The following is a 23,062-nucleotide window of genomic DNA, read 5'->3' on the forward strand; positions in this document are numbered from 1 at the left end:
ACGGCCCTTCACATCAATTCCTCGACGTGAGGGAGGGTAACGATAGCAGCAAAGCGGCGCGCCTCGTCAAGCTCTCACATTGTTTAATTCAAAACTTCCGTTACGGTATTGTTTGATGCAGCGCAGTAATTATGCTGCGCTGACGAAATGGAATTTCGAAGGTACTTTAAGCGGTTGTATCCGCTCTTCTTTCCGCAACTGCAAGCCAGATAAGCAAGCCGATGCAGAGCACCACAAAGGGAAACACCAGAAGGGTGACCGTGTTCCAGCCGTAGACGTTCAGCAACGCACCGGACGAGAACGATGCGGCAGCAACAAAGCCGAACACCAGGAAATCGTTGACCGCCTGCACCAGGTTCCGCTCTTCGGGCCGGTAGGTATCCGTCAGCATGGCGGTGGCTCCGATGAAGCCGAAGTTCCAGCCAAGGCCGAGCAGGATCAGCGCGATCCAGAAGTTGGCAAGGTCGACCCCCATCAACGCGACCACCGAACATCCGGCCAGCAGCAGCAGGCCAATCGAGACGATCCGCTCCTTACCGAAGCGACCGATGAGATTACCCGTGAAGAAACTCGGACCGAACATGGCGAGCACATGCCACTGAATGCCAAGTGTGGCGTCATTCTGCGACAGGCCGCAGCCGATCATGGCCAGCGGCGTGGCCGTCATCACCATGCTCATGAGCGCATAGGAACAGATACCGCAGGCTGCCGCGACGATGAAACGGCGTTGCGACATGATCTGGCGCAGTGGACGCCCACCCGCCTGGGTATGGCTGTGCCGCTGCGGCTTCGGAATTCGGAGAAAAGCCACGAGGAAAAAGGCAATCAGGGACAAGCCCGCCTGCGCCAGATAGGTTCCGGCGAACAGGATTGGCGAGAACAGGTCCTTGGTGGCGATAACCGTTTGCGGACCAACCACCCCTGCCAGAACACCACCGGCAAGCACCCATGAGATGGCCTTCGGCTTGAAGGCGTCACTTGCCGTGTCTGCTGCAGCAAAGCGATATTGCTGCACGAATGCGCCTGCAAAACCGCTGATGCAGCACCCGAGGGCAAACATCAGAAACTCGTCCTGGAAAACCGCGAATGCCGCCAGCAGCCCGGCGATGGCGCCAAGCAAAGCTGCCCCCATGAAACCGGTCCTGCGGCCGTAGCGGCGCATGATCATGCCGGCTGGAATGGTCCCGAAAGCTGTTCCCAGAACCATCGCCGACACGGGCAAGGTTGCCAGAGACTTGTCCGTATCCAGCATCGAATACCCGACCAGCGGCGCCGTTGCGATCACGATCGACGCCGAAGCCCCACCAATTGCCTGAGCCAGAGCCAATAGCAGCGCGTTTCGTTTTGCCAGACTGTCGTCGACAAAGCTATCGGGGGTCGTCACGGTCATTTGGATACTTTCAGGAAGGCAGAAGTTTGCATGGCACATAACACGCCAACAGCCGACCGCGAAAGACCAGAAGTTTCATTTGCAACTGGAGACCAGCCGAGAGCTGTAACGTGCGACACGTCGCGGCCAAGCGGCAAGAAAGCGCAACACCATAGGAAGCAGGCATTCGGGCGATGGATCCGGCCTGGTAAAATTCCGGCACCTGCCCTTTGCAATAGCTAAAAGTGACTGAAGCCCGCAAAGCGACCGTAGTCGACAGGTTGCCCGGCTTCCTCAAGCCGAATTCGGCCCTCACCCGCCCGGGCATGACCGATTTGCGTGACAAGACAGCCGGCAAGATGAGCAACCCGGCAGAAGGTGCCAGAAACGTCTTCCGGCACCGCCATCAGGATTTCATAATCGTCGCCACCGTTCAGGCAACGGGCAAAGTCCTCTGGTGACTTGATCTTGAGATGGGCGAGCGCCTGTGAAAGCGGCACCTGATCCAGGTCGATCGTGAGGTCCAACGCTGAAGCGCTGGCCATATGCGCGCTATCGGCGAACAGGCCATCTGACACGTCCATGGCAGCCGAAGCATAATCAGTCACCGCCCCGGCAAGCCTCGTGCGCGGCCTCGGCAGCAGGTAACGGTCGAGAATATGGGCTTCTTCGCTCTCAGTCAGATCATGATCGCGGCAGAAGTCGGGATTGAGGCGCGCCTGAAGACCGGCAGCGGCGTCGCCAATGGTTCCAGTAACGAACAGAAGATCGCCCGGCCGTGCCCCGGACCGCCGAACTGCGCTGCCGGTTTCAACCTCGCCTATTGCCGTAATCGACACCTGCAGACCATTGCCGGAACGGACCGTGTCACCGCCCAGAAGATGGAAATCATAGGCCGCCTGATCAGCCGCCAGGCCGTTGCAGAACCGCTCAAGCCAGTCGACCGTCCAGTCGGACGGCAACGACAGGCCCATCAGATAGCCACGCGGACGTGCGCCCTTCGCCGCAAGGTCCGAGAGGTTGACCCTCAGTGCCTTGGCGGCGATCGCTTCCGGTGCATCTTCAGCAAAGAAATGAATATCGGCCGCCAGCACGTCCTTGGTCAGAACGAGGTCATGGCCTTCCCGTGGTGTCAGCACCGCGGCATCATCGGTCAGACCGAGGCTGCCCGGGTCTTTTGCCAAAGGGGCAAAGAAACGCCGGATCAGCTCGAATTCGCCTGGCCGGTCAGCGCCCATGATCAGGAGGCGCCGTCCGTTTTCTTTTCCTCGAGTTCGCCGCTGCGCAGTTCATGCGCAAGACGGTCGAGCACGCCGTTGACAAGGCCGGGCTCATCATCATCGAAGAAGGCCTTGGTAACGTCGATATACTCGGAAATGATCACCTTGGCCGGAACATCCTTGCGGCGCAAAAGCTCGTAGGAGCCGGAGCGGAGGATAGCCCGCAGCAGGCTGTCGATACGCTTCAGGGGCCAGTCTTCGGCCAACGCAGTGTGAATGTAGGGATCCAGAAACTTCTGGTCCTCCACAACGCCGGCAAGGATCTGCTTGAACCATTGTTCGTCGGCTTCGCGGTACTGCGCACCGTCGATTTCCTTGCCTAGGCGAAAGGCAGTGAATTCGCTGACGACACTGGTCAGCGGCGCACCGCCGACGTCCATTTGATAAAGGGCCTGAACAGCAGCAAGGCGAGCCACGCCGCGTTTGTTTGCAGGGCGCACAGTTTTTCCAGCCGGTTTTTCCGGGTCGGCCTTTCCGGTCATTCTTCTTATACTCCAAGCCGCTCGCGCAGGGCGATCATGTCGAGGGCAGCACGGGCAGCCGCGCCGCCTTTGTCCTTGTCGTCCACCTTCGCGCGGGCCCATGCCTGCTCACCGTTTTCAACGGTCAGGATACCATTTCCGACAGCCAGATCCGCATCGACGATCAAATCCATGATCACCCGGTTCGATTCATTGGCAACAATATCGTAATGGGTGGTCTCGCCGCGAATGACGACACCCAGCAGAACGAAGCCGTCGTAAAGCTCGCCATCGTTTTCCATTGCCGTCAGAGCCATGGACAGGGCAGCCGGAATTTCCAGGACACCCGGAACAGCGATCCGGTCATAGCTTGCGCCGGCAGCCTCAATGGTCTTGATCGCGCCTTCTGCGAGAGCATCGGCCAGATCCTCGTAGAAACGGGCTTCGATGATCAGAAGTTTCGGTGCAGCGCTCATGGGTTTTCGTTCCTATGTAAGGCCGCGACAGGAACCACGTCTGCCCCGGTTTGTCCAGTCTCATTCGTAAAGGACCACGATATCCCGGTGACGAGTTCGTCCCGTGGTTAAGGCGGTAAATGATATTAGCTCTTTTCGAAGGTGTTGGGACCGTCCCCTACCCGGTCTTGGAGAATTCCGCAAGACGGGCGGCGTAGCGGGCCATCATATCCACTTCCAGGTTGATCTTGTCACCGACCTGCCGATCGGACCAGGTCGTGACTTCGAGCGTATGCGGGATCAGGAAGACGGAGAAGAGCAACCCGTCGACCTCGTTCACCGTCAGGGACGTGCCATCGAGCGCAACCGAACCCTTCTTGGCAATGAAGGGGGCGGCTTCCGCCGGTGCTTCGAACTGGAAATAGACCGAATCCGGATGGTCTTCACGCTTTGTCACCGTTGCAAGTCCATCGACATGGCCAAGCACCAGGTGCCCGCCCAGCTCCGCACCCATCGTCAGCGAGCGTTCCAGATTGAGTTTCTGCCCCACTTTCCAGGATGCGACGTTGGTCAGAGCCAGGGTTTCGGCGGCCGATTCCACTTCAAACCAGTTGCCATTGGATCCGTTGTCCTTGGCTGTCACCGTGTGGCAGACGCCAGAACAGGAAATCGAAGCCCCGATGTCGAAGCCATTCGTATCGTAGGCGGTGCGGATCCGCGTCCGCATTCCGGCAGGGATCTTGTCGATAGCGAGGATCTCGCCGAGGTCGGTCACAATTCCGGTGAACATGTCAGGCTCCGCGCCGTCTGAGATAAACAAAACTGTCCGGACCGAAACGGCCCGCATCGACCCGCTCGAATTTGGGGTCTTTGAGAACATCTGCAAGGTCAAGACCGTGCAGAGCAGGTATGCCACCTTCGCCGATTACGATATCCCCGGTAACGACACAAAGATCATCCACAAGGTCCGTCGCCAGGAATGACGACGCCAGACGGGAACCACCTTCAACCATCACCCGCGTTATGCCGCGTGTTGCCAGCGCACTCAGGATGACAGAGGGCTTGATGCCGGTTTCTTCAGCGGGCACCCGGATGACATTGACACCAGCAGCCGCCAGGTCCGCCAGCTTGTCAGCATCCGCCGCATTGCCACACACAAGCCAGACAGGCACGTCGACACAGGTTTGCACCAGTTTGGAAGTCAATGGCAGCCGGGCAAACCGGTCGATGATGACCCGCACAGGAGAGCGATCAGCGAGGCCCGGAAGCCTGCAGGTCAGTTGCGGATCATCGGCAAGCGCCGTGCCTGAACCGACCAGGATGGCGTCGCATTCGGCGCGAAACCCATGGACCTTGCGCATCGACAGGGCACCGGAGATCTTGACCTGACCTTCGCCTGCCCGGCCGATAAATCCATCCCTGGAAACAGCCAGCTTCAGGAACACCACCGGACGCTGTTTCAGTTGCCTGTAAGTGAACCCTCGGTACAGCGCATGCATGGCCTTTTCGCGCACACCCACTTCCACTTCGATGCCCGCATCGCGCAGCATGGCGACACCACGGCCAGCGACACGCGGGTTCGGGTCCAGCATGCCGACGACCACACGTTTCACGCCCGCCTCGATCAGAGCCTTGGCGCAAGGCGGGGTTCGGCCGTAGTGAGAACATGGCTCCAGGGTGACGTAACAGGTCGCCCCTTTCGCCCTGTCCCCTGCCTGGTTCAAGGCATTGACTTCCGCATGCGCCATGCCGGGACGGGACGTGACGCCTCTGCCCACGAGAACAGCGGCCCCTGCGTCGAAACGGACAATGAGCGCAGCCACGGAAGGATTGGGCCACACACGGCCGAGACCACGACGGGCAAGGCGTTCGGCGGCCGCCATGAAACGGGCATCAAGATTGGAAAGCTCGGACATCAAGAACCGGATACTGCAGGTCAGGAGTTTTTGAGCGGCTGTCCGTCTGGATCGCTCAGCTCATCCAGAAGGGCTTCGAAATCCTTCGCCTCACGGAAGTTCTTGTAAACGGAGGCAAAGCGGACATAGGCAACGTCGTCGATGCCCTTCAGGCCTTCCATGACGTGGTTGCCGATGGTTTCCGCGGTGATTTCGGTTTCGCCCGAACTTTCGAGCTGGCGAACGATGCCGGAGACCATGCGTTCGATCTTGTCAGGATCCACGGGACGCTTGCGCACCGCGATCTGCACGGACCGCATCAGTTTTTCCCTGTCGAAGGGAACGCGGCGCCCGGAGCGTTTGAGCACCAGGAGTTCGCGCAGCTGCACGCGCTCGAAGGTGGTGAACCGGCCGCCGCAGGTATTGCAGATCCTGCGGCGGCGGATGGCTGTATTGTCCTCGGTCGGGCGGGAATCCTTGACCTGGGTTTCCTCACCCCCGCAAAACGGACATCTCATGTCTTAAAGCTCCTGAGCGAGCCCGCGATTAGCCCCCGTAGATCGGGAACCGGGCCGTCAGTGCTTCTACCTTGGCTTTGACCGCCGCTTCAACTGCCGCGTTGCCCTCTTCACTGTTTGCGGCCTTCAAACCGTCCAACACTTCCGTGATCAGCAGACCGACTTCGCGGAATTCCGCAACACCGAAGCCGCGTGTGGTCGCTGCCGGAGTGCCGAGACGAACGCCAGACGTGACAAACGGCTTTTCCGGGTCGAACGGGATACCGTTCTTGTTGCAGGTGATGTTGGCCCGGCCGAGAGATTTCTCAGCCACCTTGCCGGTGGCGTTCTTCGGACGCAGATCCACCAGCATCAGGTGGTTGTCGGTGCCGCCGGAAACGATATCCAGACCCTGCTCCTTCAGGACTTCAGCCAGAACCTTGGCATTTTCCTGAACGGCACGGGCATAAGCCTTGAATTCCGGCTGCAGTGCTTCCTTGAAGGCAACGGCCTTGGCAGCAATGACATGCATCAGCGGGCCACCCTGAAGACCCGGGAAGACGGCCGAGTTGATCTTCTTGGCGATCGCTTCGTCGTTGCTCAGGATCATGCCGCCGCGCGGGCCGCGCAGGGACTTGTGGGTGGTGGTGGTGACGACGTGGGCGTGCGGCACCGGCGACGGGTGAACGCCACCAGCAACCAGACCGGCGATGTGCGCCATGTCAACCATCAGATAAGCGCCAATGCTGTCGGCGATTTCGCGGAACCGCTTCCAGTCCCAGATACGGGAATAGGCAGTGCCGCCGGCCAGGATCAGCTTGGGCTTGTGTTCGTTGGCAAGGCGCTCGACCTCATCCATGTCGAGAAGATGGTCGTCCTCACGCACGCCATAGGAGACGACGTTGAACCACTTGCCGGACATGTTGACCGGAGAACCGTGGGTCAGGTGACCACCGGAGTTGAGATCCAGGCCCATGAAGGTGTCGCCAGGCTGCAGAAGAGCCAGGAACACCGCCTGGTTCATCTGGCTGCCGGAGTTCGGCTGAACGTTGGCAAACTGGCAGCCGAACAGTTCCTTCGCGCGCTCGATTGCCAGCGTTTCGGCAATGTCGGCGAATTCACAGCCGCCATAGTAGCGCTTGCCCGGATAACCTTCGGCATATTTGTTGGTGAAGATCGAGCCCTGTGCTTCCAGCACTGCGCGGGAAACGATGTTTTCCGAAGCAATCAGCTCGATTTCATGCTGCTGACGGCCGAGTTCCTTGCCGATCGTGTCGAAGATATCCGGATCGGCTTCAGCAAGGCTGCGGGTGAAGAAACCGGACTGCAGGGACTGATCGGAGCTTTCCATCAAAGACATAGCGCCATCCTTGTGTTCTTTTGATAGATCAGGAGCATCGGCGGCCAATGTCCGGAAGGACGCTTTCGACCGTCATGCCTGTGTGAGGCGAGGAATTAACACACCCCCCGACCAGAACCAAGGGGCATACCGACGCGTCCAGTTTGGAAAACGACACAGCTGCCAAATCTTGAACGAAACAAGTTTTCGCAACCTCGGGCCAAATCTAAACTGACAACCCAACAAGTTACACCTGCAACAGATCCGGCCTTCAGCATCGATCATTTGACCGGCACCAAAACAATACCCGGGCACAATTGAAATCTGCTCTCGCAAATCGATCTGGTGCGCCGTTCTTCTCAAAACGATTTAAATTGATTGTTGATTTATCGAAACCTATTGCGGAAGCAGAGACTTAAGACAAACTATCAATATAGGGTCGGGTCAGGTCTGTTCTGCGCAGCCAAGCCTTCCTGTTCAAGGCGGCGGCGAAGTTTTCGAACGGCAATCCGCTTCAGATCTTCCTGAGCTGCTGAAGCCGGCCCGAAGACCGACACTTCAAAACCGGTCGCCGCGTCAATGGCAGTGACCTTGACCTGCTGACCGATCGGCCGAAACTCAAGATAAATTTCACCAGGCCGCTCTTCGCGACTCATTGCCGTTCTCCTGATCCAGCACCCCGTTGTCGAACAAGCATGCGAATGGAGCTAGAATCCATGAAACGCCGGCCTGATCAAGGCCGACGTTTCTGGACAGGAAACAATTGTTTGACGCTTGGCGACACCTACAGGCGTGCTTGCTCACCCGTTCCGTAGAGATCGTCGCGGTCGTAGATATCATCGCGGAAATGCACCACACCGTCGGCGTTTGCCCAGGCGGTGATGTAGGTGAGATAAAGCGGAATCTGCGATTTCAGTTTCACGTCTTCACGATCACCTGTGCGGATGACACCATCGACGCGCCCCCGATCCCAGTCAGGAGTTGTCGACTGCAACAGCCAGGTCACCAGCTCTCGCACATTCTGTACGCGCACGCAGCCCGAAGAATGGAACCGGTTGGCTTCGCCAAACAGGGTCTTGGACGGCGTATCGTGCAGATAGACCTGGTGTTTGTTGTGGAAGTTGATGCGCACCGACCCGAGCGAGTTTTCCGAGCCCGGATCCTGGGTGAAGCGATACTGGGTCGCCTCATCCGTGTTCCAGTCGATCTGTTGCCAGTTCAGCTCGTTGTTGCTCCAGTCGAAGATGCGGATATTGTTTTTCGCAAGATACTGCGGATCCTCTTTCATCTTCGGGATCAGGTCCTTGCGGATGATCGACTTCGGCACCGTCCAGTACGGATTGAAGTTCAACTCGTAGATCTTGCTGTTGAGGATCGGCGTCTGGCGGTCGATCTTGCCCACAACGGCCGTGTGGCGCGAACGGACCATGCCGTTTTCAACCGCCTCGATCTCTGCTGCCGGAATGTTGACCATCACGTAGCGGTCGCCCAGGAAACCGGACATGGACCGCATACGGATCATGTTGGTTTCGAGCTGGCGCAGACGTACGTCAGCCGAAATATTCAGCGCAGTCACGGTGCCGTCGCCCATCACACCGTCCGGAATAAGACCGTGACGAAGCTGAAAACGACGCAGACCTGCATCCACGTAAGAATCGAAGGTGTCGGAGAGGCCGGCCTGCTGTTCAAGATCGCCGGAAACGATCAAGCGGCGGCGAAGTTCCACGACGCGCGGATCCTTGGCGCCGATGCGAAGCGCTTTGCCACCAGCAGACACCGTTCCCCAGCCACCGGCCTGGACAATGCGCTGATAACGATCGATCGCTGCCGCGATATAGTCGGCCGTCTGCGGGGACAACGTCGGAGCAGAGGATTTCACTTCCGTGATGTGATCCGTCGCGATGTCAAAGTTATCCGCCCATTCAACCTGCTGGTTCTGTGCGAATGTCATCGGGGCCGTCTGTGCCTGCGCACCAGTTGCGATCATGACTGGAGTTACCACGCCCAGCATCATCATGCTCTTGAGCGTTTTTCCAGCAGTCCACTTCCAGTGACGCTTTATCCCGAACGGTCCGGATAAAAGGTTCATCGCCGACCCCATGTTGCAGCGCCATTCGGCGCAAATTTTCTTCAAATACGCGGGATTGAGACCAACAAAACAGGCCACCCCGGCGGTTCCTGCTCCCAGTCCTAACGGAAGGGAGTTAACAAATCGCTTGATTTTTTAACCATCTCGGATTCAGGAGCACTGCACAAAGCCATTCCAATGTGACCACAAGATGTCAACTTTGCCTCAGCAGTTAAAACTGCCTGTACCATAGCTTTGTTTCTCCGCCGTTCGAGAATTCTGGCTGTGCAAATTTGCGTGAGGTCGGCAACTTGAGGCTGAAAAACAGAAAGCACCGCCCAATGGGCGGTGCCTTGTCATCTGAATGTTCCGCGAATGTCTTACAGGCGGTAAAGGATCTGGTCGGTCCAGAACCGCTCCAGACGGCGCAGGGACTTGTTCAGTGCCACAAAGTCCTGCGGACCGATTTCGCCGACCTGTTCCACGGACAGCATGTGACGCTCGTAAAGATCGTTCACGATCTTGGCCACTTCCCGTCCCTTTTCCGTCAGGCTGACACGGACAGACCGGCGGTCCATACGCGAACGCTGATGGTGGATGTAACCGGTCTCGACCAGCTTCTTCAGGTTGTAGGAGACATTCGACCCCAGGTAGTAACCGCGTGTCCGCAGTTCACCGGCGGTCAGTTCGCTGTCGCCGATGTTGAACAGCAGCAGTGCCTGCACGCTGTTTACGTCGGACCGGCCCATGCGGTCGAATTCGTCCTTGATGACGTCGAGCAGACGCCGATGCAGTCGCTCAACGAGCGTAAGAGCCTCTAGGTAAAGCGGCTTGATCTCAAGCTCTTCCCCTTCACTCTGTGCAACAGCGTCGACTGCCCTACTTGCGGTGATCATGTGATTGCGCCTCTTTTAGTACCTGTCGTTGGACGGATATTTTTCCCGCCTTGTTTCGCAATCTAACCGAGCGATTCTAAAATCCGCTTAAGAGACACGCTGAATCATCCGTTAACTTCCAACGGGCGTTTTAGACTTCCCTTTAACAAGTTGTTTACGATGTTCCGCGGAGGAACTTCACAATCCCTGAGAAATCCTGGGCTTCGCCACCTGTGTTACAGAACAGCGAGTAGAGCGCTGCCGCTTCCGCGCCCAACGGCGTTGCCGCGCCGGCCGAATTTGCTGCTTCCTGAGCAAGTTTCAGATCCTTGAGCATCATCGCGGCTGCAAACCCAGGTTGATAATCCCGGTTCGCAGGAGACGACGGCAGCGGACCTGGCACCGGGCAGTAGGATGTCAGAGACCAGCACTGACCGGACGCGGTCGAGGAGATATCAAACAACTTCTGCTTGTCCAGACCAAGCTTCTCGGCAAGCACAAATGCCTCCGATACGGCGATCATGGAAATGCCGAGGATCATGTTGTTGCAGATCTTTGCCGCCTGACCGGTTCCGGCGTCGCCTGCATGCACAATGGTCTTGCCCATGATGTCGAGATAGGTTTTCGCCGCTTCGAATGCCTCGGCGGATCCACCAACCATGAAGGTCAGCGTTCCACCCGCGGCGCCGGCAACACCACCGGAGACCGGAGCGTCGACCATTTTCATGCCCTTGGCCTCTGCCGCCGCGCTGACCGCACGAGCGCTGTCGACGTCGATAGTCGAGGAATCGATCATGAGAGTGCCGGGCTTGGCGTTGTCGAGAATGCCGCCCTCGCCTTCATAGATCTGGCGGACATGCTTTCCGGCGGGCAGCATGGTGACGATCACGTCCGCAGCAGCAGCCAGGTCGGCGACACTGCCTGCCTTCTCACCACCCTCCGCTTCGTGTGCCGCCATGGCCGCATCGGACAGATCAAAGCCGAGTACCTTGTGCCCTGCCTTGACGAGATTGATCGCCATCGGTCCGCCCATGTTGCCAAGACCGATAAATCCGATAGTGCTCATGATGGTTTCCTCCCAAAGAGATTTCATGTTGATTTTGAATCTGTTGGCTGGCCGTCTTGAACTGCCGTTCCAGGCACTTCAAAAACTGATTCAACCGCCGTCAGCCGGCATTGGCCTTGTTTTCCCTGTCCATCAGGAAGGCCAGTCCGGCATAGATTGCGATTGTCAGCAGGTAGAAGGCGATTTCATATGGCCGCCGTCCGTAGAGATCGGAAAAGGCTGTGTGCATGACGATCTGGCAGAAGCAGCGGAAAATCCACATCACCGTGCCCCAGGACACGGTCAGCCAGAGGCCGGTCGCGGCCACCAAATCCAGGACGGCAAAAAAGACGATGGCTCCCTGCAGCGCCACGGGCATGTCCCAGAACCACAATCCACGCCATTCGACGATGCCGATAATGCGGGCCCAGTAGATGACGCCGCCGCCGATGAGAATGATCGCAATGCCGCGCAGATACCAGATCAGCAGCGTGCTCCAGGGTGGGCGGGAATCGATCAGGTCCTGAAAGCTGGTAATCATGTGCTGTCCGGGTCAGGTTGAGCTCAGCTGAGCGGCAGATCTCCGTCAGCAGGTTCCTCGAAATACGACGCCAGCTCGGCGCTGTCCACTTGGCCAAACTGGGCAGGCGACCATTTTGGCGCCTGATCCTTGTCGACCAGCACAGCACGAATGCCTTCGTAGAACTCCGTCCCCTGCAGAATGCGCGAGACGATGCGATATTCAAGCTTCATGCATTCATTGAAGGAAAGCTTGCGGCCTCGCTTCATTTGCTCGAAAGCAACCAGAACGCTTGTCGGTGATTTTTGCCGGATGGCGGCAGCGGCCTTCCCCGCAAATTCACTCTGCGAAGCATCCAGACGCGACAGAATGTCTTCCACCGATGCAGCCGAAAAGATCTCGTCGATAACGTCGAGACTTTCGCAGACGGGCCCCTTCTCCGGCGTCATCAGATACGGCGCAAGCACTGCGCCGATATCGTCTGCTGTTTCAAGGTCCTGTTCCAGGTCAGCAAGGTTTTCTTCCGAAACCGCATGGGTCAGAACGCCGGTAGCCAGAGCATCGCCCTGTTTCAGCCTGCCGGAGCTAAGTGCACAGTAGACGCCGCTGTTCCTGGGCATGCGCGGCAGGAAGAATGTCCCGCCGACATCCGGAAAGAAGCCAATTCCGGTTTCAGGCATCGCAAACAACGTCTTTTCCGTGCCGATGCGATAGCTGCCATGAACCGACACCCCGACACCGCCGCCCATGACAATCCCGTTGACGAGAGCGATGTATGGCTTCGGATAGGCCTTGATCTGTGCATTGAGCATGTACTCGTCACGGAAGAAGGCGCTCAGGCCGTCTGTCCGCCCGCTCATTCGGGCATCATAGATGCTGCGAATGTCGCCACCTGCGCAGAACGCCTTGTCGCCAGCACCCGTAACGACGATGTGCGCGATTTCCGGATCTTCCGCCCAGCGCGACAATTGCTCGGCCATTGCCAGGACCATTGCGTGGTTGATCGCGTTCAGTGCCTTCGGCCGGTTCAAGATGACAAACCCGGCCTTGCCGCGCTTCTGGAAAAGAATCTCGTCGCTCACTGGCGCCTCGCAAAAGAAGAGTCGTTTCAACGGAATGGGACGGAAAACTCGATCAGTCCTTTAGCAGCTGCCGTGCAATTATCAGCCGCATGATCTCGTTTGTGCCTTCCAGGATCTGATGCACCCGCACATCGCGGAAATAACGCTCGATAGGATAGTCGCGCAGATAGCCGTAGCCGCCATGAAGCTGCAGTGCTTCGTTGACCACCTTGAAGCCGGTGTCGGTAGCAAGCCGCTTGGCCATGGCCGCAAGCTTGGTGGCGTCATGCGATTTCGCATCCACCGCTGAAGCGGCCTTGTGCAAGAGCAGACGGGCTGCTTCCAATTCGGTTGCCATATCCGCCAGGCGGAACTGAAGTGCCTGGAAGTCGGCAATCGGTCGACCAAACTGCTTGCGTTCCTGCACATAGGCCAGGGCGTGATCGAGACAGGCCTGTGCAGCGCCCATCGAGCAGGCGCCGATGTTGAGCCGACCGCCATCGAGCGCCGCCATCGCAATCTTGAAGCCCTGCCCTTCCGATCCGATCAGATTCGACTTCGGCACCCGGCAATCCTGAAAATTGACCTGGGCCGTCGGCTGGCTCTTCCAGCCGAGCTTCACCTCGTTGGCACCGAAGCTGAGACCGGGTGTCCCTTTTTCGACCAGAAGACAGGAAACGCCGGACGGGCCCTCACCACCTGTGCGGACCATTACCGCATACAGATCACTTACGCCGCCGCCGGAGATGAATGCCTTGGAGCCGTTGAGGACATAATGGTCACCATCATCCTTGGCGCTGGTACGCAGGCTCGCTGCATCCGAACCCGAGCCCGGTTCGGTGAGACAGTAGCTGGTGAGCAGGTCCATGGTGCAGAGCCTGGGCAGATACTTCTGACGTAGGTCCTCCGAGCCATATGAATCGATGATCCAGGCGACCATGTTGTGAATGGATATATAGGCCGCCGTCGACGTACAGCCCTTGGACAGTTCCTCGAAGATCAGCGTTGCATCCAGCCGGGTGAGCGCGGAACCGCCGACATCTTCCTTCACGTAGATGCCACCGAACCCAAGCTCGGCTGCCTTGCGCAGGGTGGGAATCGGGAAGTGGCTATCCTCGTCCCATTCCTTGGCAAATGGCGCCAGTTCATCCCGCGAGAAACTTGCCGCCATGTCCTGAAAGGCGCGCTGATCTTCGTTCAGTGAAAAGTCCACGGGTTATCCTCCCTCAAGCGGTGGCGGCGCACTTCCTCCTCCGGAAAGGTCTGCGCCCTGTCTTCGCGGCAGCACTAAAGCACATTTGACGCGAACGTCAAACAATCTCTTTTTCTTTATTAAATTCAGTTATTTTACAGAATGTTGGATTGCGTCAATCTGCGTGATAGATTGGCGGCTCACTTCGATCAGAATACGCTTTCCAACATCTCCTAGCGAACAGTCAGGGCCGATGCCGTCAAAATCTCCCCTCCCGCCGATAACCTCCGACCACATGGACACACTGCTGGCCGGCACGCGCATGCGCCGCAACCGCCAGAGCGATTGGTCGCGCCGCCTGGTGCGCGAAAACAGCCTTACGGTCGATGACCTGATCTGGCCGATTTTCCTGGTGGACGGCAAGAATATCCGTCAGTCCGTTCCGTCCATGCCGGATGTTGTGCGCCTGTCCGTGGATGAAGCCGTCCGCGACGCCGAGAAGGCGGCGAAGTTGAACATTCCGGCACTGGCACTGTTTCCCTACACCGATCCCGGTCTTCGCGATGAAACAGGTTCCGAGGCTCTCAATCCTGAAAACCTGACCTGTCGCGCCTTGCGCGCCATCAAGGCGGAAGGATTGAACCTGGGCCTGATGACGGACGTCGCCCTTGATCCCTACACCAGCCACGGTCATGACGGATTGATGGAAGGCGAGACGATCCTGAACGACGAGACCGTGGATCAGCTCTGCCGGCAGGCCCTGGTGCAGGCGGAAGCGGGATCAGACGTGATCGCCCCGTCCGACATGATGGACGGACGTATCGGCGCCATTCGACAGGCACTCGATTCTCAAGGTCATCGCGGAACCCAGATCATGGCCTATTCGGCGAAATACGCCTCCGCCTTCTATGGACCGTTCCGGGACGCTGTCGGCTCGTCGGGGACCCTGGTTGGCGACAAGCGCACTTACCAGATGGATCCGGCCAATACGGACGAAGCCCTGCGGGAAGCCGAACTGGACATTGCTGAAGGCGCCGACATGGTGATGGTCAAGCCAGGCATGCCCTACCTCGACATTGTCCGGCGGATAAAGGACGAGTTCCAGGTTCCCACCTACGCTTACCAGGTGTCAGGCGAATACGCGATGATCAAGGCCGCGGCCGGAAACGGCTGGCTGGACGGTGACAAGGCGATGCTGGAAAGTCTGCTCGCCTTCAAGCGCGCCGGCGCCGACGGCATCCTGACCTACTTCGCACCGAAGGTGGCCGAAATGCTGGCAGCCGGGAAATGACCTCCACCGGGGCAACCACCGCTGACAGCGTCACATTCGACAAGGTTCAGGAAGCGGCTGCACTTTTGAAGGGCGCCGTAATCGAGACCCCGTGCCTGCCCGCTCCGCGGCTTTCGCAGCTCACAGGGGCGGATGTCTTTGTAAAATACGAAAACATGCAGGTCACCGGCGCCTTCAAGGAACGTGGTGCGCTGGTGAAGCTCTCCAGCCTGACGGCGGATGAAAAGAAGCGCGGCGTGATTGCTGTTTCGGCCGGCAACCACGCCCAGGGTGTTGCCTACCACGCCGGACGGCTTGGCATACCGGCAACCATCGTCATGCCGGTTCTGACGCCATTCGTGAAGATCTCCGCGACCCGCAACCACGGTGCAGAGGTGGTCCTGGCGGGAAACACGCTGGCCGAGGCGAAGGAAGAAGCCGACAGGCTGGCCGAACAGAACAATCTCGTCTGGGTTCACCCATACGACGATGCCCATGTCATTCACGGCCAGGGCACCATCGGCATCGAGATGCTGGCACAGCAGCCGGATCTCGATGTGCTCGTCGTGCCGATCGGCGGCGGCGGCCTTATCGCCGGCATCGCCACGGCAGCAAAGGCTCTCAAGCCTTCCGCCGAAGTGATTGGCGTTGAGACGACGCTCTACCCCGGCATGTGGGGTGCCTTCTATGGCAAGGACGTGCGCTGCGAAGGCGCGACCATCGCAGAAGGTATCGCTGTGCGCGACATCGGTGTCCTGACGACCGAAGTCGTCAAAAGGGTCGTCGATGACATCCTGCTTGTTTCGGAAAGCAGCATCGAGCGGGCGATCAACGCCTATCTGACCTTGCAACGGACCATTGCGGAAGGCGCAGGCGCCGCCGGTCTCGCGGCCTTGCTGACCGAACCCGAGCGATTTGCCGGCAAGAGGGTTGGGCTGGTTCTTTGCGGCGGCAATATCGATCCGAGACTGCTCTCCAAGATCGTGGTCCGCGAACTTGCACGCGATGGCAAACTGGTCTCGATCCGGATCGACACGCCGGACCGCCCCGGCGTTCTGGGTGAAATCGCAACCGTGATCGGTGACATGCAGGGCAACGTGGTCGACGTCGAACACCATCGCCTGTTCCTCAATGTTCCCGCAAAAGGCGCGACGCTGGACGTCACCTTCGAGGCCTTTGACCGTCCACATGGCGAGCGCATCGTCGCCGCTCTGCGCGAACGTGCCTTCGTGGTGCGTTACCTGGAAATCGGCGAGCGGATGGACTGAAGGGCCGCCACCTCAGTCCTTCATTACACGGCTATTGATGCGGACATTCCACACACCGACCTCATCCTGAGGAGAACCGGAGGACCGTCTCGAAGGATGGGCTCCTTGCTCCGGAGTATGCCGCCCATCCTTCGAGACAGCGCTCCGCGCTTCCTCAGGATGAGGGGTTGGTGTGGATTACCCGCGGAACGGTTCGGCTTCACCCGGCAAATGATTTGCGAAACCCGGCCCCAATCACCACATGTTGATCATCGAACTCAAGGGAGCCGAACCATGTCAGCTGAAACCACCTCCGATTATGCCCGTCAGGACGTTTTCGATCCTGTGAGCAATCCGGAGCTGTTTTCCGGCGTGCGCAGTCGGCGCATCTTTGCCTTCTTAATCGATCTGATCGTGATCACGCTTTTCACCTTCGGTGCCGGCATCGTGGTGTTTTTCCTGGGTGTCTTTACGCTGGGTCTCGGCTTCCTGCTTTACGGCATCCTGCCGACGGCGGTCGCGCTGCTCTATGTCGCCTTCACCCTTGGCGGACCGCAGGCGTCAACCCTGGGCATGCGTGCGATGGGACTGGAAATGCACCTCTGGTATGGCGCAAAGCCCTACCCGCTTCTGGCAGCCGTCCATGTCATCCTGTTCTGGTTTTCGGTCTCTTTGCTGACACCGCTTGTTTTGCTGGTGTCACTGTTTTCCGACCGTAAACGCCTGCTGCACGACCTCGTACTGGGAACGGTGGTGATCAACTCGGCCTCCCATCAAGGCTATGTGCGCGGCCAGGTGTAAGTTCAGTTCAAGAGAGCCAGCGACAGGTTCAATATTCCGGCAAAGCAGGTCCAGAGCGCATAGGGAATGAACAGCTGCGCGGACAAACGATCCGTTTGCCAGCTTCCACCGATAAAGTTCAGGATCAGGTAGAGCATCGCCGCGATCACGGCAAAAGCCGTCCACATGAAGTGGAGTGTGAAGAAGAGTGGCGACCAGATCCAGTTGAGAACCATCTGCCCGTACCAGATTTTCATCACGCGGCTATCGGGAGCCCGAAGGAATGTCCGCCAGCCGGCAATCGCTATCAGAATGTAAAGAATGGTCCAGGCAGGCGCGAACACCCAGTTGGGTGGATTGAACGGCGGCTTCTGCAAGGCCTCGTACCAGGCGCCAGGGGTGTTCAAAACGCCGATCGTGATGCCGACACCCAAGACAACTGCCAGAAACAAGACGAGCGAGGGCAGGTCTTTCGGGAACGAAGGCGAAATTGGATTATCTGATTTCATGACTTCTTCAACGCGGATCGCCAATCCGGGTTCCGATTAATCGGATCAAATCGCAGTAACGGCGTATGAACTTTGACAGTGTCATTGCCTCAAAGGAATATATCAACGGCAATATTATCTTAAGGCTCTTCCATTGCCGGGACCGCCTGCTTTAAAGTGCAGGTTCGTGAAATTGGCCAAGGTGGCTTTGGGCAGGTGAATGGACTCAGTTGATATTGCAATGGCGCTGACCTTCGTGGTGATCGCGTCCACTGTCGTCCTGTACGCCGTCGAGCGGTACGCGATTGAAACAATAGCTCTCGGGTCCGTTTCCGCCTTCATTGTTATCTTTTCGGTTTTTCCGGTCGAGAGACCGGACGGTTCGCTTATCACCACCGGCGACTTCCTGTCCGGCTTCTCAAATCCGGCTCTGATAACAGTCATCTGTCTCCTGATCATCGGCCAGGGACTGTTCCAGACCGACGCGCTGGAAGCACCGGCAAAGGCGATCGTCAAGATGACGCGCGGACGGTCGCTGCGGGCTGCGATCCCTGTTCTCCTGACTGTCGCGGCGCTCAGCGCATTCTTGAACAACACCCCTGTTGTGGTGATGTTTCTGCCGATCCTGACTGCTGTTGCCGCCACGGTCGGCCAGTCGCCGGCCCGTGTTCTGATGCCCCTGTCTTTCCTCGCGATCCTTGGTGGCATGACAACGTTGATCGGCTCGTCGACCAACCTGCTGGTAGCAAATTTCGCGGCGCAAAGTTCCGATCTCAAACTGACCTTTTTCAGCTTCACGCCAATCGGACTGATCATCGCCGGTGTCGGTTCGATCTATGTGCTGTTCATCATGCCCAAGCTGCTTCCGGTGCGCAAAACCATGGCGGAAGAGTTCCAGAGCTCCTCCGGCAAGCAGTTCATCGCCCAGATCGAAATCACCTATGGTCATCCGCTGGTGGGCGTGGAATCCGTATCCGGCATGTTCCCGCAGTTGAAGGACATGACGGTGAGACTGGTTCAGCGAGGCCAGAAGCCAATCCTGCCCCCGTTTGAAAACGTGGTGCTCTCTCCCGGCGATACGGTGATCGTGGCGGCGACGCGTGCAGCCCTTGCCAATGCTCTGGCTCGCCGGCAGCCGCTGATGGAAGCTGATTCAGATACCAGCAACTCCGGCCGCGAGGCTCAGGCACCTGCCGGCACGATCAGCCTGGCGGAAGTGGTGGTGGCCCCCGCGTCCCGCCTGATGGGACGCACCTTGCCCCAGTCGGGCTTTTACACCGACACCGGCTGTCTGGTGATGGGCATCCAGCGCCGCAGCCGCATGCCGCGCATGGCGATGAACGACATTCGCCTGGAAGCTGGTGACGTGCTTCTTGTGGCTGGCAGCGAAGAGGCGATCGCACGCCTGCGCGGTAATCGCGACGTGCTGCTGCTGGACTGGTCGATGGCCGAAGTGCCGCGCAAACGCTACGCGCCACGGGCGCTTGTCATCTTCGCTCTTGTTGTCGCGCTGGCTGCCAGCGGTCTTGTTCCCATTGTCACCACCGCCGTGGCCGGGACCTTCGCCATGATTGTGTCGGGTTGTCTCAACATCCGCCAGGCCATGCGCGCCATCGACAGCCGCATCTTCATGCTGGTGGGCGCCTCGCTTGCGGCTGCCGTTGCACTGGAGGGAACCGGCGGTGCGAATGCGATTGCCACCGGACTGGTTCATTTGCTCGCCGGGGCATCACCAACCGTGATGCTGTCGGCCCTGTTCTTCATCGTGATGATCCTGACGAACTTCCTGTCGAACAACGCGGCGGCTGTCCTGTTCACACCGATTGCGATCAATCTGGCAAATCAGATCGGTGCAAGCCCCGAAGCCTTCGTCGTCTGCCTGATTATTGCGGCCAACTCGTCGTTTGCGACGCCGATCGGCTATCAGACCAACCTGATCGTGATGGGTCCGGGTCACTACAAGTTCAACGACTTTGTGCGGGCTGGCACACCGCTTGCACTCATTTTATGGTTGACCTTCTCTCTGGTCGCGCCATGGTATTACGGACTATAGGACCGGGAATAGAGAACAAATCTAAAGGTTTCGCGGGACAAAACGGTGACACGGCACCCCACAGATCATCCGCAGTTCTACCTTACGGCGCCAGCGCCCTGCCCATATCTTGAGGGAAAACAAGAGCGCAAGGTCTTTACCCATCTTGTCGGCCATGGCGCTCCCGCCCTCAACGAGGTGCTGACGCAGGGCGGTTTCCGGCGCAGTCAGAATATCGCCTACCGCCCGGCCTGCGAACGGTGCCAGGCCTGCATCTCGGTTCGCGTCCGTGTTGACGATTTCAAGTGGAGCAAGTCGTTCAAGCGGGTCTGGAAATCCGGATCGGACATCGTCGGCGCCCGTCTGCCGCCCAGCCCGTCTGCCGAACAATACGATCTCTTTCGCGATTATCTTCAGGCCCGGCACGAGAACGGCGGCATGACGGAAATGAGTGTCCTCGACTACGCAATGATGGTCGAAGACACACATGTCGAAACGATTGTCCTGGAGTATCGCCAACGCGGTCCGAACAGCTTCATCACCGGAGCCGGCGAAGGCTCGTTGTTGGGCGTTGCCCTTTCCGACCAGCTCTCGGACGGGCTGTCGATGGTCTATTCCTTCTACGACCCCGACTACACCAAGACGCCGCTCGGCACCTACATGATCCTGGATCATATAGAGCGGGCCCGGAAAATGAACCTGCCCTACGTTTATCTTGGCTATTGGGTCAACGGCTCCCAGAAGATGGCCTACAAGGCCCGCTTCAAACCGCAGGAACATCTTGGCCCCAACGGCTGGCTCGTTGTCGACGCTGAGGCCTATCAAACGGAACCGCACTCAGAGGAATGACCGTGTGGAAGGCGGCGCACGCCTGCCCTCTCCTCTAAATTGCGGCAGCTCCCACCCCAACACCTCATCCTGAGGAAGCGCGTCAGCGCTGTCTCGAAGGATGGGCGACACACTCTTGAGCAAGTGGCCCATCCTTCGAGACGGACCTGACGGTCCTCCTCAGGATGAGGTTGGAAGGGGGGGGGCTGCACTCGGGAAACGGCTGATAGTTTTATCGACATCACCGAACTGCGACGAAAGCGTTAAACCGTTGTGTTCCTAAGGAATAAACGACCGGATCTGCCTGAAGACCGAGTGGAACATTTCCTCAGTGAGGCGGCCTGTGTTGGTGTTGTAGCGAGAGCAGTGATAACTGTCGAAAAGCGTCAGTCCCGTTCCGGGAAGCTCATGCCGTGCGCCGTGGGCAAAGGCGAAAGATGCCCGACGCTGATCCAGGGCCGACAGAAAAGTTTCATGCGCGATCCGGCCGAGAGCAAGCACAGCCTTGATCGACGGATTGGCGTCCAGCGTCGACAAAAGATACGGGCGGCAGGTCTTGATTTCCGCGCCGGTTGGCTTGTTCTGCGGCGGCAGGCAGCGCACCGCGTTGGTGATCATCGCATCCTTCAACTGCAGACCGTCGTCCGGCCGGGCCTTATAGGTCCCTTCGGCAAAACCGAATTCGATCATGGTCTGGTAGAGGAGATCTCCCGCATAGTCCCCTGTAAAGGGGCGGCCCGTGCAGTTGGCCCCTTTCATGCCCGGGGCCAGGCCGATGATCAGAAGACGCGGCGCGTCGGCTCCGAATGACGGAACCGGCGCGTTGTGCCAGTCGGGATAGGCAACTTTCAGCTCTTCACGCAGGGCAACAAGGCGGGGACAGGCCGGACAATCTGATGGGGGATCGACTGGCCCATGGTCTGCGATATAGTCGGACATTGCCCGATCAAGCCTCAGTAGTCGTCGTCCTCGTCGTCTTCATCGACTTGCGCGGGGGTCTGCGGACGGGCAGGACGTTCGGACGGATCGCGGCCGATCTTGTTGGCAAGGCTGGCCAGATCGATGAAGTGGTCGGCCTGGCGACGCAGGTCGTCAGCGATCATCGGCGGCTGGGTCTTCAAGGTCGACACCACGCTCACCTTGCGGCCCTTGCGCTGCAGCGCCTCAACCAGGGAGCGGAAATCGCCGTCGCCTGAGAACAGCACCACGTGATCAACGGACTCGACCAGTTCCATGGCATCGACGGCAAGTTCAATGTCCATGTTGCCTTTCACCTTGCGGCGGCCGGCACTGTCGACAAATTCCTTCACCGGTTTGGTGATGACCTTGTAGCCGTTATAGTCAAGCCAATCGATCAGCGGACGGATGGAGGAATACTCCTGATCTTCGATCAGTGCGGTGTAATAGTACGCCCGCAGGAGATACGCCTGTCCCTGGAACTCTTTCAGCAAACGTTTGTAGTCGATGTCAAAACCAATTGCCTTGGCCGTTGAGTACAAGTTCGCTCCATCAATGAACAAAGCAACTTTTTCTCGAGCGTCAAACATCTTATTTGAAACCTTTCCGAGTCATACACGTCGCTCTTGCAATTTGGCGTAGAAGGAACTGGCTTCCCGCGACCAATTCCACGCACACTCTATAAGGCGACGTATATTTTGCTGTAAGTTTACCGCGTATTCCGTGGCGTCACACAGCTTATCGTTTTGTTTTGTCAACGGCCTTCTGATTCTGAAAAGGGCCGTTACTAGTGGCCTACACCATAATATTGGAGTGCCGCAATGCAAAAGCGAGTAGCGTGCGCCAAATCAGGCAAAAAAACCGCGGATTCTTTGCCTATGCGTTCCGGTATCTGACCTCCTCCTCTCAAATTTGACAAGGGGTTGCTTTTTGGAAACGTGAACACTATACGCTGTTTCTTCAAGTTCCTTAAGCCTATGGAGACGTCGAATGGCGCGCGTGACCGTCGAGGACTGCATCGACAAGGTCGAAAACCGGTTTGAGCTGGTGCTGCTTGCTGCGCATCGCGCTCGCATGATCTCGAGCGGCTCGCCGCTGACCATTGACCGTGACAACGACAAGAACCCCGTTGTTGCGCTGCGCGAGATTGCCGAGCAGACCGTCAGCCCGGAAGACATGAAAGAGGACCTGATCCACTCGCTGCAGAAATATGTGGAAGTGGATGAGCCCGAGGCCGAAGCCGTGCCGATGGTTCCGTCCTCGAACCAGCATCAGATGACGCAGGTCAACAACGTTGACGACAGTGCGGTTGAATTCGACCGCATGTCGGAAGAAGACCTTCTGCGCGGCCTCGAAGGCCTCGTTCCGCCGGAGCGGACCGACGACGTCTGATTTGAGTTCAC

24 protein-coding genes are annotated in these 23,062 nt (G+C 58.2%); 6 read left to right on the plus strand and 18 right to left on the minus strand.

Going from position 1 to position 23,062, the window contains the following annotated elements:
• Nucleotides 1-166: 166 nt before the first annotated feature.
• From ACP90_RS17975 to ACP90_RS18045, 15 genes are all read right to left on the minus strand, one after another.
• Nucleotides 167-1,390 carry an MFS transporter gene (locus tag ACP90_RS17975; RefSeq protein WP_031270647.1) on the minus strand — a complete coding sequence of 408 codons (1,224 nt, stop codon included), beginning with the start codon at nt 1,388-1,390 and terminating at the stop codon, nt 167-169.
• Between the two features lie 218 nt (nt 1,391-1,608).
• Nucleotides 1,609-2,607, minus strand: a complete 999-nt coding sequence (gene thiL, locus ACP90_RS17980; protein WP_062489140.1) for a thiamine-phosphate kinase — start codon at nt 2,605-2,607, stop codon at nt 1,609-1,611.
• A gap of 2 nt (nt 2,608-2,609) precedes the next feature.
• On the minus strand, nt 2,610-3,131 hold the full coding sequence (gene nusB, locus ACP90_RS17985; protein WP_023003810.1) for a transcription antitermination factor NusB: 522 nt from the start codon (nt 3,129-3,131) through the stop codon (nt 2,610-2,612).
• Between the two features lie 5 nt (nt 3,132-3,136).
• Nucleotides 3,137-3,586, minus strand: coding sequence for a 6,7-dimethyl-8-ribityllumazine synthase (gene ribH / locus ACP90_RS17990; protein WP_023003809.1), 450 nt, complete (start codon nt 3,584-3,586; stop codon nt 3,137-3,139).
• Between the two features lie 157 nt (nt 3,587-3,743).
• The gene (locus ACP90_RS17995; protein WP_055653455.1) at nt 3,744-4,355 is read right to left on the minus strand and encodes a riboflavin synthase; all 612 of its coding nucleotides are present in this window, start codon (nt 4,353-4,355) and stop codon (nt 3,744-3,746) included.
• A gap of 1 nt (nt 4,356) precedes the next feature.
• Nucleotides 4,357-5,481, minus strand: coding sequence for a bifunctional diaminohydroxyphosphoribosylaminopyrimidine deaminase/5-amino-6-(5-phosphoribosylamino)uracil reductase RibD (gene ribD / locus ACP90_RS18000; RefSeq protein ID WP_062489143.1), 1,125 nt, complete (start codon nt 5,479-5,481; stop codon nt 4,357-4,359).
• A gap of 20 nt (nt 5,482-5,501) precedes the next feature.
• Nucleotides 5,502-5,978, minus strand: a complete 477-nt coding sequence (nrdR, locus tag ACP90_RS18005; protein ID WP_023003806.1) for a transcriptional regulator NrdR — start codon at nt 5,976-5,978, stop codon at nt 5,502-5,504.
• 28 nt (nt 5,979-6,006) lie between these two features.
• On the minus strand, nt 6,007-7,317 hold the full coding sequence (gene glyA / locus ACP90_RS18010; RefSeq protein ID WP_031270645.1) for a serine hydroxymethyltransferase: 1,311 nt from the start codon (nt 7,315-7,317) through the stop codon (nt 6,007-6,009).
• 407 nt (nt 7,318-7,724) lie between these two features.
• Nucleotides 7,725-7,952 (minus strand): hypothetical protein, encoded by a 228-nt coding sequence (locus ACP90_RS18015; RefSeq protein ID WP_062489145.1) that lies wholly within the window; start codon nt 7,950-7,952, stop codon nt 7,725-7,727.
• A gap of 128 nt (nt 7,953-8,080) precedes the next feature.
• Nucleotides 8,081-9,385 carry a L,D-transpeptidase family protein gene (locus tag ACP90_RS18020; RefSeq protein WP_023003803.1) on the minus strand — a complete coding sequence of 435 codons (1,305 nt, stop codon included), beginning with the start codon at nt 9,383-9,385 and terminating at the stop codon, nt 8,081-8,083.
• A 359-nt stretch (nt 9,386-9,744) separates the two neighbouring features.
• The gene (locus tag ACP90_RS18025; RefSeq protein WP_023003802.1) at nt 9,745-10,260 is read right to left on the minus strand and encodes a winged helix DNA-binding protein; all 516 of its coding nucleotides are present in this window, start codon (nt 10,258-10,260) and stop codon (nt 9,745-9,747) included.
• Between the two features lie 154 nt (nt 10,261-10,414).
• Nucleotides 10,415-11,332 (minus strand): 3-hydroxyisobutyrate dehydrogenase, encoded by a 918-nt coding sequence (gene mmsB / locus ACP90_RS18030; protein WP_286145686.1) that lies wholly within the window; start codon nt 11,330-11,332, stop codon nt 10,415-10,417.
• A 73-nt stretch (nt 11,333-11,405) separates the two neighbouring features.
• Nucleotides 11,406-11,825: a DUF6163 family protein gene (locus ACP90_RS18035; protein ID WP_023003800.1), complete on the minus strand. Its 420-nt coding sequence runs from the start codon at nt 11,823-11,825 to the stop codon at nt 11,406-11,408.
• Nucleotides 11,826-11,848: 23 nt separating this feature from the next.
• On the minus strand, nt 11,849-12,886 hold the full coding sequence (locus tag ACP90_RS18040; protein ID WP_082809776.1) for an enoyl-CoA hydratase/isomerase family protein: 1,038 nt from the start codon (nt 12,884-12,886) through the stop codon (nt 11,849-11,851).
• Nucleotides 12,887-12,938: 52 nt separating this feature from the next.
• The gene (locus ACP90_RS18045; protein ID WP_062489150.1) at nt 12,939-14,078 is read right to left on the minus strand and encodes an isobutyryl-CoA dehydrogenase; all 1,140 of its coding nucleotides are present in this window, start codon (nt 14,076-14,078) and stop codon (nt 12,939-12,941) included.
• 274 nt (nt 14,079-14,352) lie between these two features.
• Between ACP90_RS18045 and hemB the strand changes: the two genes are divergently transcribed.
• The 3 genes from hemB to ACP90_RS18060 all read left to right on the plus strand — a co-directional run bounded on the left by hemB (nt 14,353) and on the right by ACP90_RS18060 (nt 17,375).
• Nucleotides 14,353-15,348, plus strand: a complete 996-nt coding sequence (hemB, locus tag ACP90_RS18050) for a porphobilinogen synthase (protein ID WP_062489152.1) — start codon at nt 14,353-14,355, stop codon at nt 15,346-15,348.
• A complete protein-coding gene (locus ACP90_RS18055; RefSeq protein WP_062489154.1) occupies nt 15,345-16,595 on the plus strand; it encodes a threonine ammonia-lyase in 1,251 nt (416 codons plus the stop codon). Before hemB ends, ACP90_RS18055 begins: the two co-directional genes overlap by 4 nt.
• Before the next feature lie 273 nt (nt 16,596-16,868).
• Nucleotides 16,869-17,375, plus strand: a complete 507-nt coding sequence (locus tag ACP90_RS18060; protein WP_062489156.1) for an RDD family protein — start codon at nt 16,869-16,871, stop codon at nt 17,373-17,375.
• A 2-nt stretch (nt 17,376-17,377) separates the two neighbouring features.
• On the opposite strand, the gene ACP90_RS18065 is transcribed toward ACP90_RS18060, so the two are convergent.
• Nucleotides 17,378-17,863, minus strand: a complete 486-nt coding sequence (locus tag ACP90_RS18065; protein ID WP_082809939.1) for a TspO/MBR family protein — start codon at nt 17,861-17,863, stop codon at nt 17,378-17,380.
• Nucleotides 17,864-18,062: 199 nt separating this feature from the next.
• Between ACP90_RS18065 and ACP90_RS18070 the strand changes: the two genes are divergently transcribed.
• Both ACP90_RS18070 and ACP90_RS18075 read left to right on the plus strand, forming a co-directional pair.
• Nucleotides 18,063-19,895 carry an SLC13 family permease gene (locus ACP90_RS18070; RefSeq protein WP_023003793.1) on the plus strand — a complete coding sequence of 611 codons (1,833 nt, stop codon included), beginning with the start codon at nt 18,063-18,065 and terminating at the stop codon, nt 19,893-19,895.
• Between the two features lie 45 nt (nt 19,896-19,940).
• Nucleotides 19,941-20,723 (plus strand): arginyltransferase, encoded by a 783-nt coding sequence (locus ACP90_RS18075; RefSeq protein ID WP_062489157.1) that lies wholly within the window; start codon nt 19,941-19,943, stop codon nt 20,721-20,723.
• Nucleotides 20,724-20,981: 258 nt separating this feature from the next.
• On the opposite strand, the gene ACP90_RS18080 is transcribed toward ACP90_RS18075, so the two are convergent.
• Both ACP90_RS18080 and ACP90_RS18085 read right to left on the minus strand, forming a co-directional pair.
• Entirely contained in the window at nt 20,982-21,641 is a 660-nt protein-coding gene (locus ACP90_RS18080) for a uracil-DNA glycosylase (RefSeq protein ID WP_055653444.1), read from the minus strand.
• 14 nt (nt 21,642-21,655) lie between these two features.
• Nucleotides 21,656-22,249: an NYN domain-containing protein gene (locus ACP90_RS18085; RefSeq protein WP_023003790.1), complete on the minus strand. Its 594-nt coding sequence runs from the start codon at nt 22,247-22,249 to the stop codon at nt 21,656-21,658.
• A 400-nt stretch (nt 22,250-22,649) separates the two neighbouring features.
• On the opposite strand from ACP90_RS18085, the gene rpoZ reads away from it, so the two are divergent.
• Nucleotides 22,650-23,051, plus strand: coding sequence for a DNA-directed RNA polymerase subunit omega (gene rpoZ, locus ACP90_RS18090; protein ID WP_023003789.1), 402 nt, complete (start codon nt 22,650-22,652; stop codon nt 23,049-23,051).
• Nucleotides 23,052-23,062 lie beyond the last annotated feature (11 nt).

It is taken from the genome of Labrenzia sp. CP4, from assembly GCF_001579905.1.
Lineage (GTDB): Bacteria > Pseudomonadota > Alphaproteobacteria > Rhizobiales > Stappiaceae > Roseibium > Roseibium algicola.

What these genes read in the sequence shown, in the direction of transcription:
- ACP90_RS18065 (WP_082809939.1), bottom strand. Translation starts at nt 17,863, where the DNA reads ATGAAATCAGATAATCCAATTTCGCCTTCGTTCCCGAAAGACCTGCCC.
- nusB (WP_023003810.1), bottom strand. Translation starts at nt 3,131, where the DNA reads ATGACCGGAAAGGCCGACCCGGAAAAACCGGCTGGAAAAACTGTGCGC.
- ribH (WP_023003809.1), bottom strand. Translation starts at nt 3,586, where the DNA reads ATGAGCGCTGCACCGAAACTTCTGATCATCGAAGCCCGTTTCTACGAG.
- mmsB (WP_286145686.1), bottom strand. Translation starts at nt 11,332, where the DNA reads ATGAAATCTCTTTGGGAGGAAACCATCATGAGCACTATCGGATTTATC.
- ACP90_RS18015 (WP_062489145.1), bottom strand. Translation starts at nt 7,952, where the DNA reads ATGAGTCGCGAAGAGCGGCCTGGTGAAATTTATCTTGAGTTTCGGCCG.
- ACP90_RS18025 (WP_023003802.1), bottom strand. Translation starts at nt 10,260, where the DNA reads ATGATCACCGCAAGTAGGGCAGTCGACGCTGTTGCACAGAGTGAAGGG.
- ACP90_RS18020 (WP_023003803.1), bottom strand. Translation starts at nt 9,385, where the DNA reads ATGAACCTTTTATCCGGACCGTTCGGGATAAAGCGTCACTGGAAGTGG.
- ACP90_RS18060 (WP_062489156.1), top strand. Translation starts at nt 16,869, where the DNA reads ATGTCAGCTGAAACCACCTCCGATTATGCCCGTCAGGACGTTTTCGAT.
- ACP90_RS18055 (WP_062489154.1), top strand. Translation starts at nt 15,345, where the DNA reads ATGACCTCCACCGGGGCAACCACCGCTGACAGCGTCACATTCGACAAG.
- ACP90_RS18035 (WP_023003800.1), bottom strand. Translation starts at nt 11,825, where the DNA reads ATGATTACCAGCTTTCAGGACCTGATCGATTCCCGCCCACCCTGGAGC.
- hemB (WP_062489152.1), top strand. Translation starts at nt 14,353, where the DNA reads ATGGACACACTGCTGGCCGGCACGCGCATGCGCCGCAACCGCCAGAGC.
- ACP90_RS18085 (WP_023003790.1), bottom strand. Translation starts at nt 22,249, where the DNA reads ATGTTTGACGCTCGAGAAAAAGTTGCTTTGTTCATTGATGGAGCGAAC.
- glyA (WP_031270645.1), bottom strand. Translation starts at nt 7,317, where the DNA reads ATGTCTTTGATGGAAAGCTCCGATCAGTCCCTGCAGTCCGGTTTCTTC.
- rpoZ (WP_023003789.1), top strand. Translation starts at nt 22,650, where the DNA reads ATGGCGCGCGTGACCGTCGAGGACTGCATCGACAAGGTCGAAAACCGG.
- ACP90_RS18070 (WP_023003793.1), top strand. Translation starts at nt 18,063, where the DNA reads ATGGACTCAGTTGATATTGCAATGGCGCTGACCTTCGTGGTGATCGCG.
- ribD (WP_062489143.1), bottom strand. Translation starts at nt 5,481, where the DNA reads ATGTCCGAGCTTTCCAATCTTGATGCCCGTTTCATGGCGGCCGCCGAA.
- ACP90_RS18080 (WP_055653444.1), bottom strand. Translation starts at nt 21,641, where the DNA reads ATGTCCGACTATATCGCAGACCATGGGCCAGTCGATCCCCCATCAGAT.
- thiL (WP_062489140.1), bottom strand. Translation starts at nt 2,607, where the DNA reads ATGGGCGCTGACCGGCCAGGCGAATTCGAGCTGATCCGGCGTTTCTTT.
- nrdR (WP_023003806.1), bottom strand. Translation starts at nt 5,978, where the DNA reads ATGAGATGTCCGTTTTGCGGGGGTGAGGAAACCCAGGTCAAGGATTCC.
- ACP90_RS17995 (WP_055653455.1), bottom strand. Translation starts at nt 4,355, where the DNA reads ATGTTCACCGGAATTGTGACCGACCTCGGCGAGATCCTCGCTATCGAC.
- ACP90_RS17975 (WP_031270647.1), bottom strand. Translation starts at nt 1,390, where the DNA reads ATGACCGTGACGACCCCCGATAGCTTTGTCGACGACAGTCTGGCAAAA.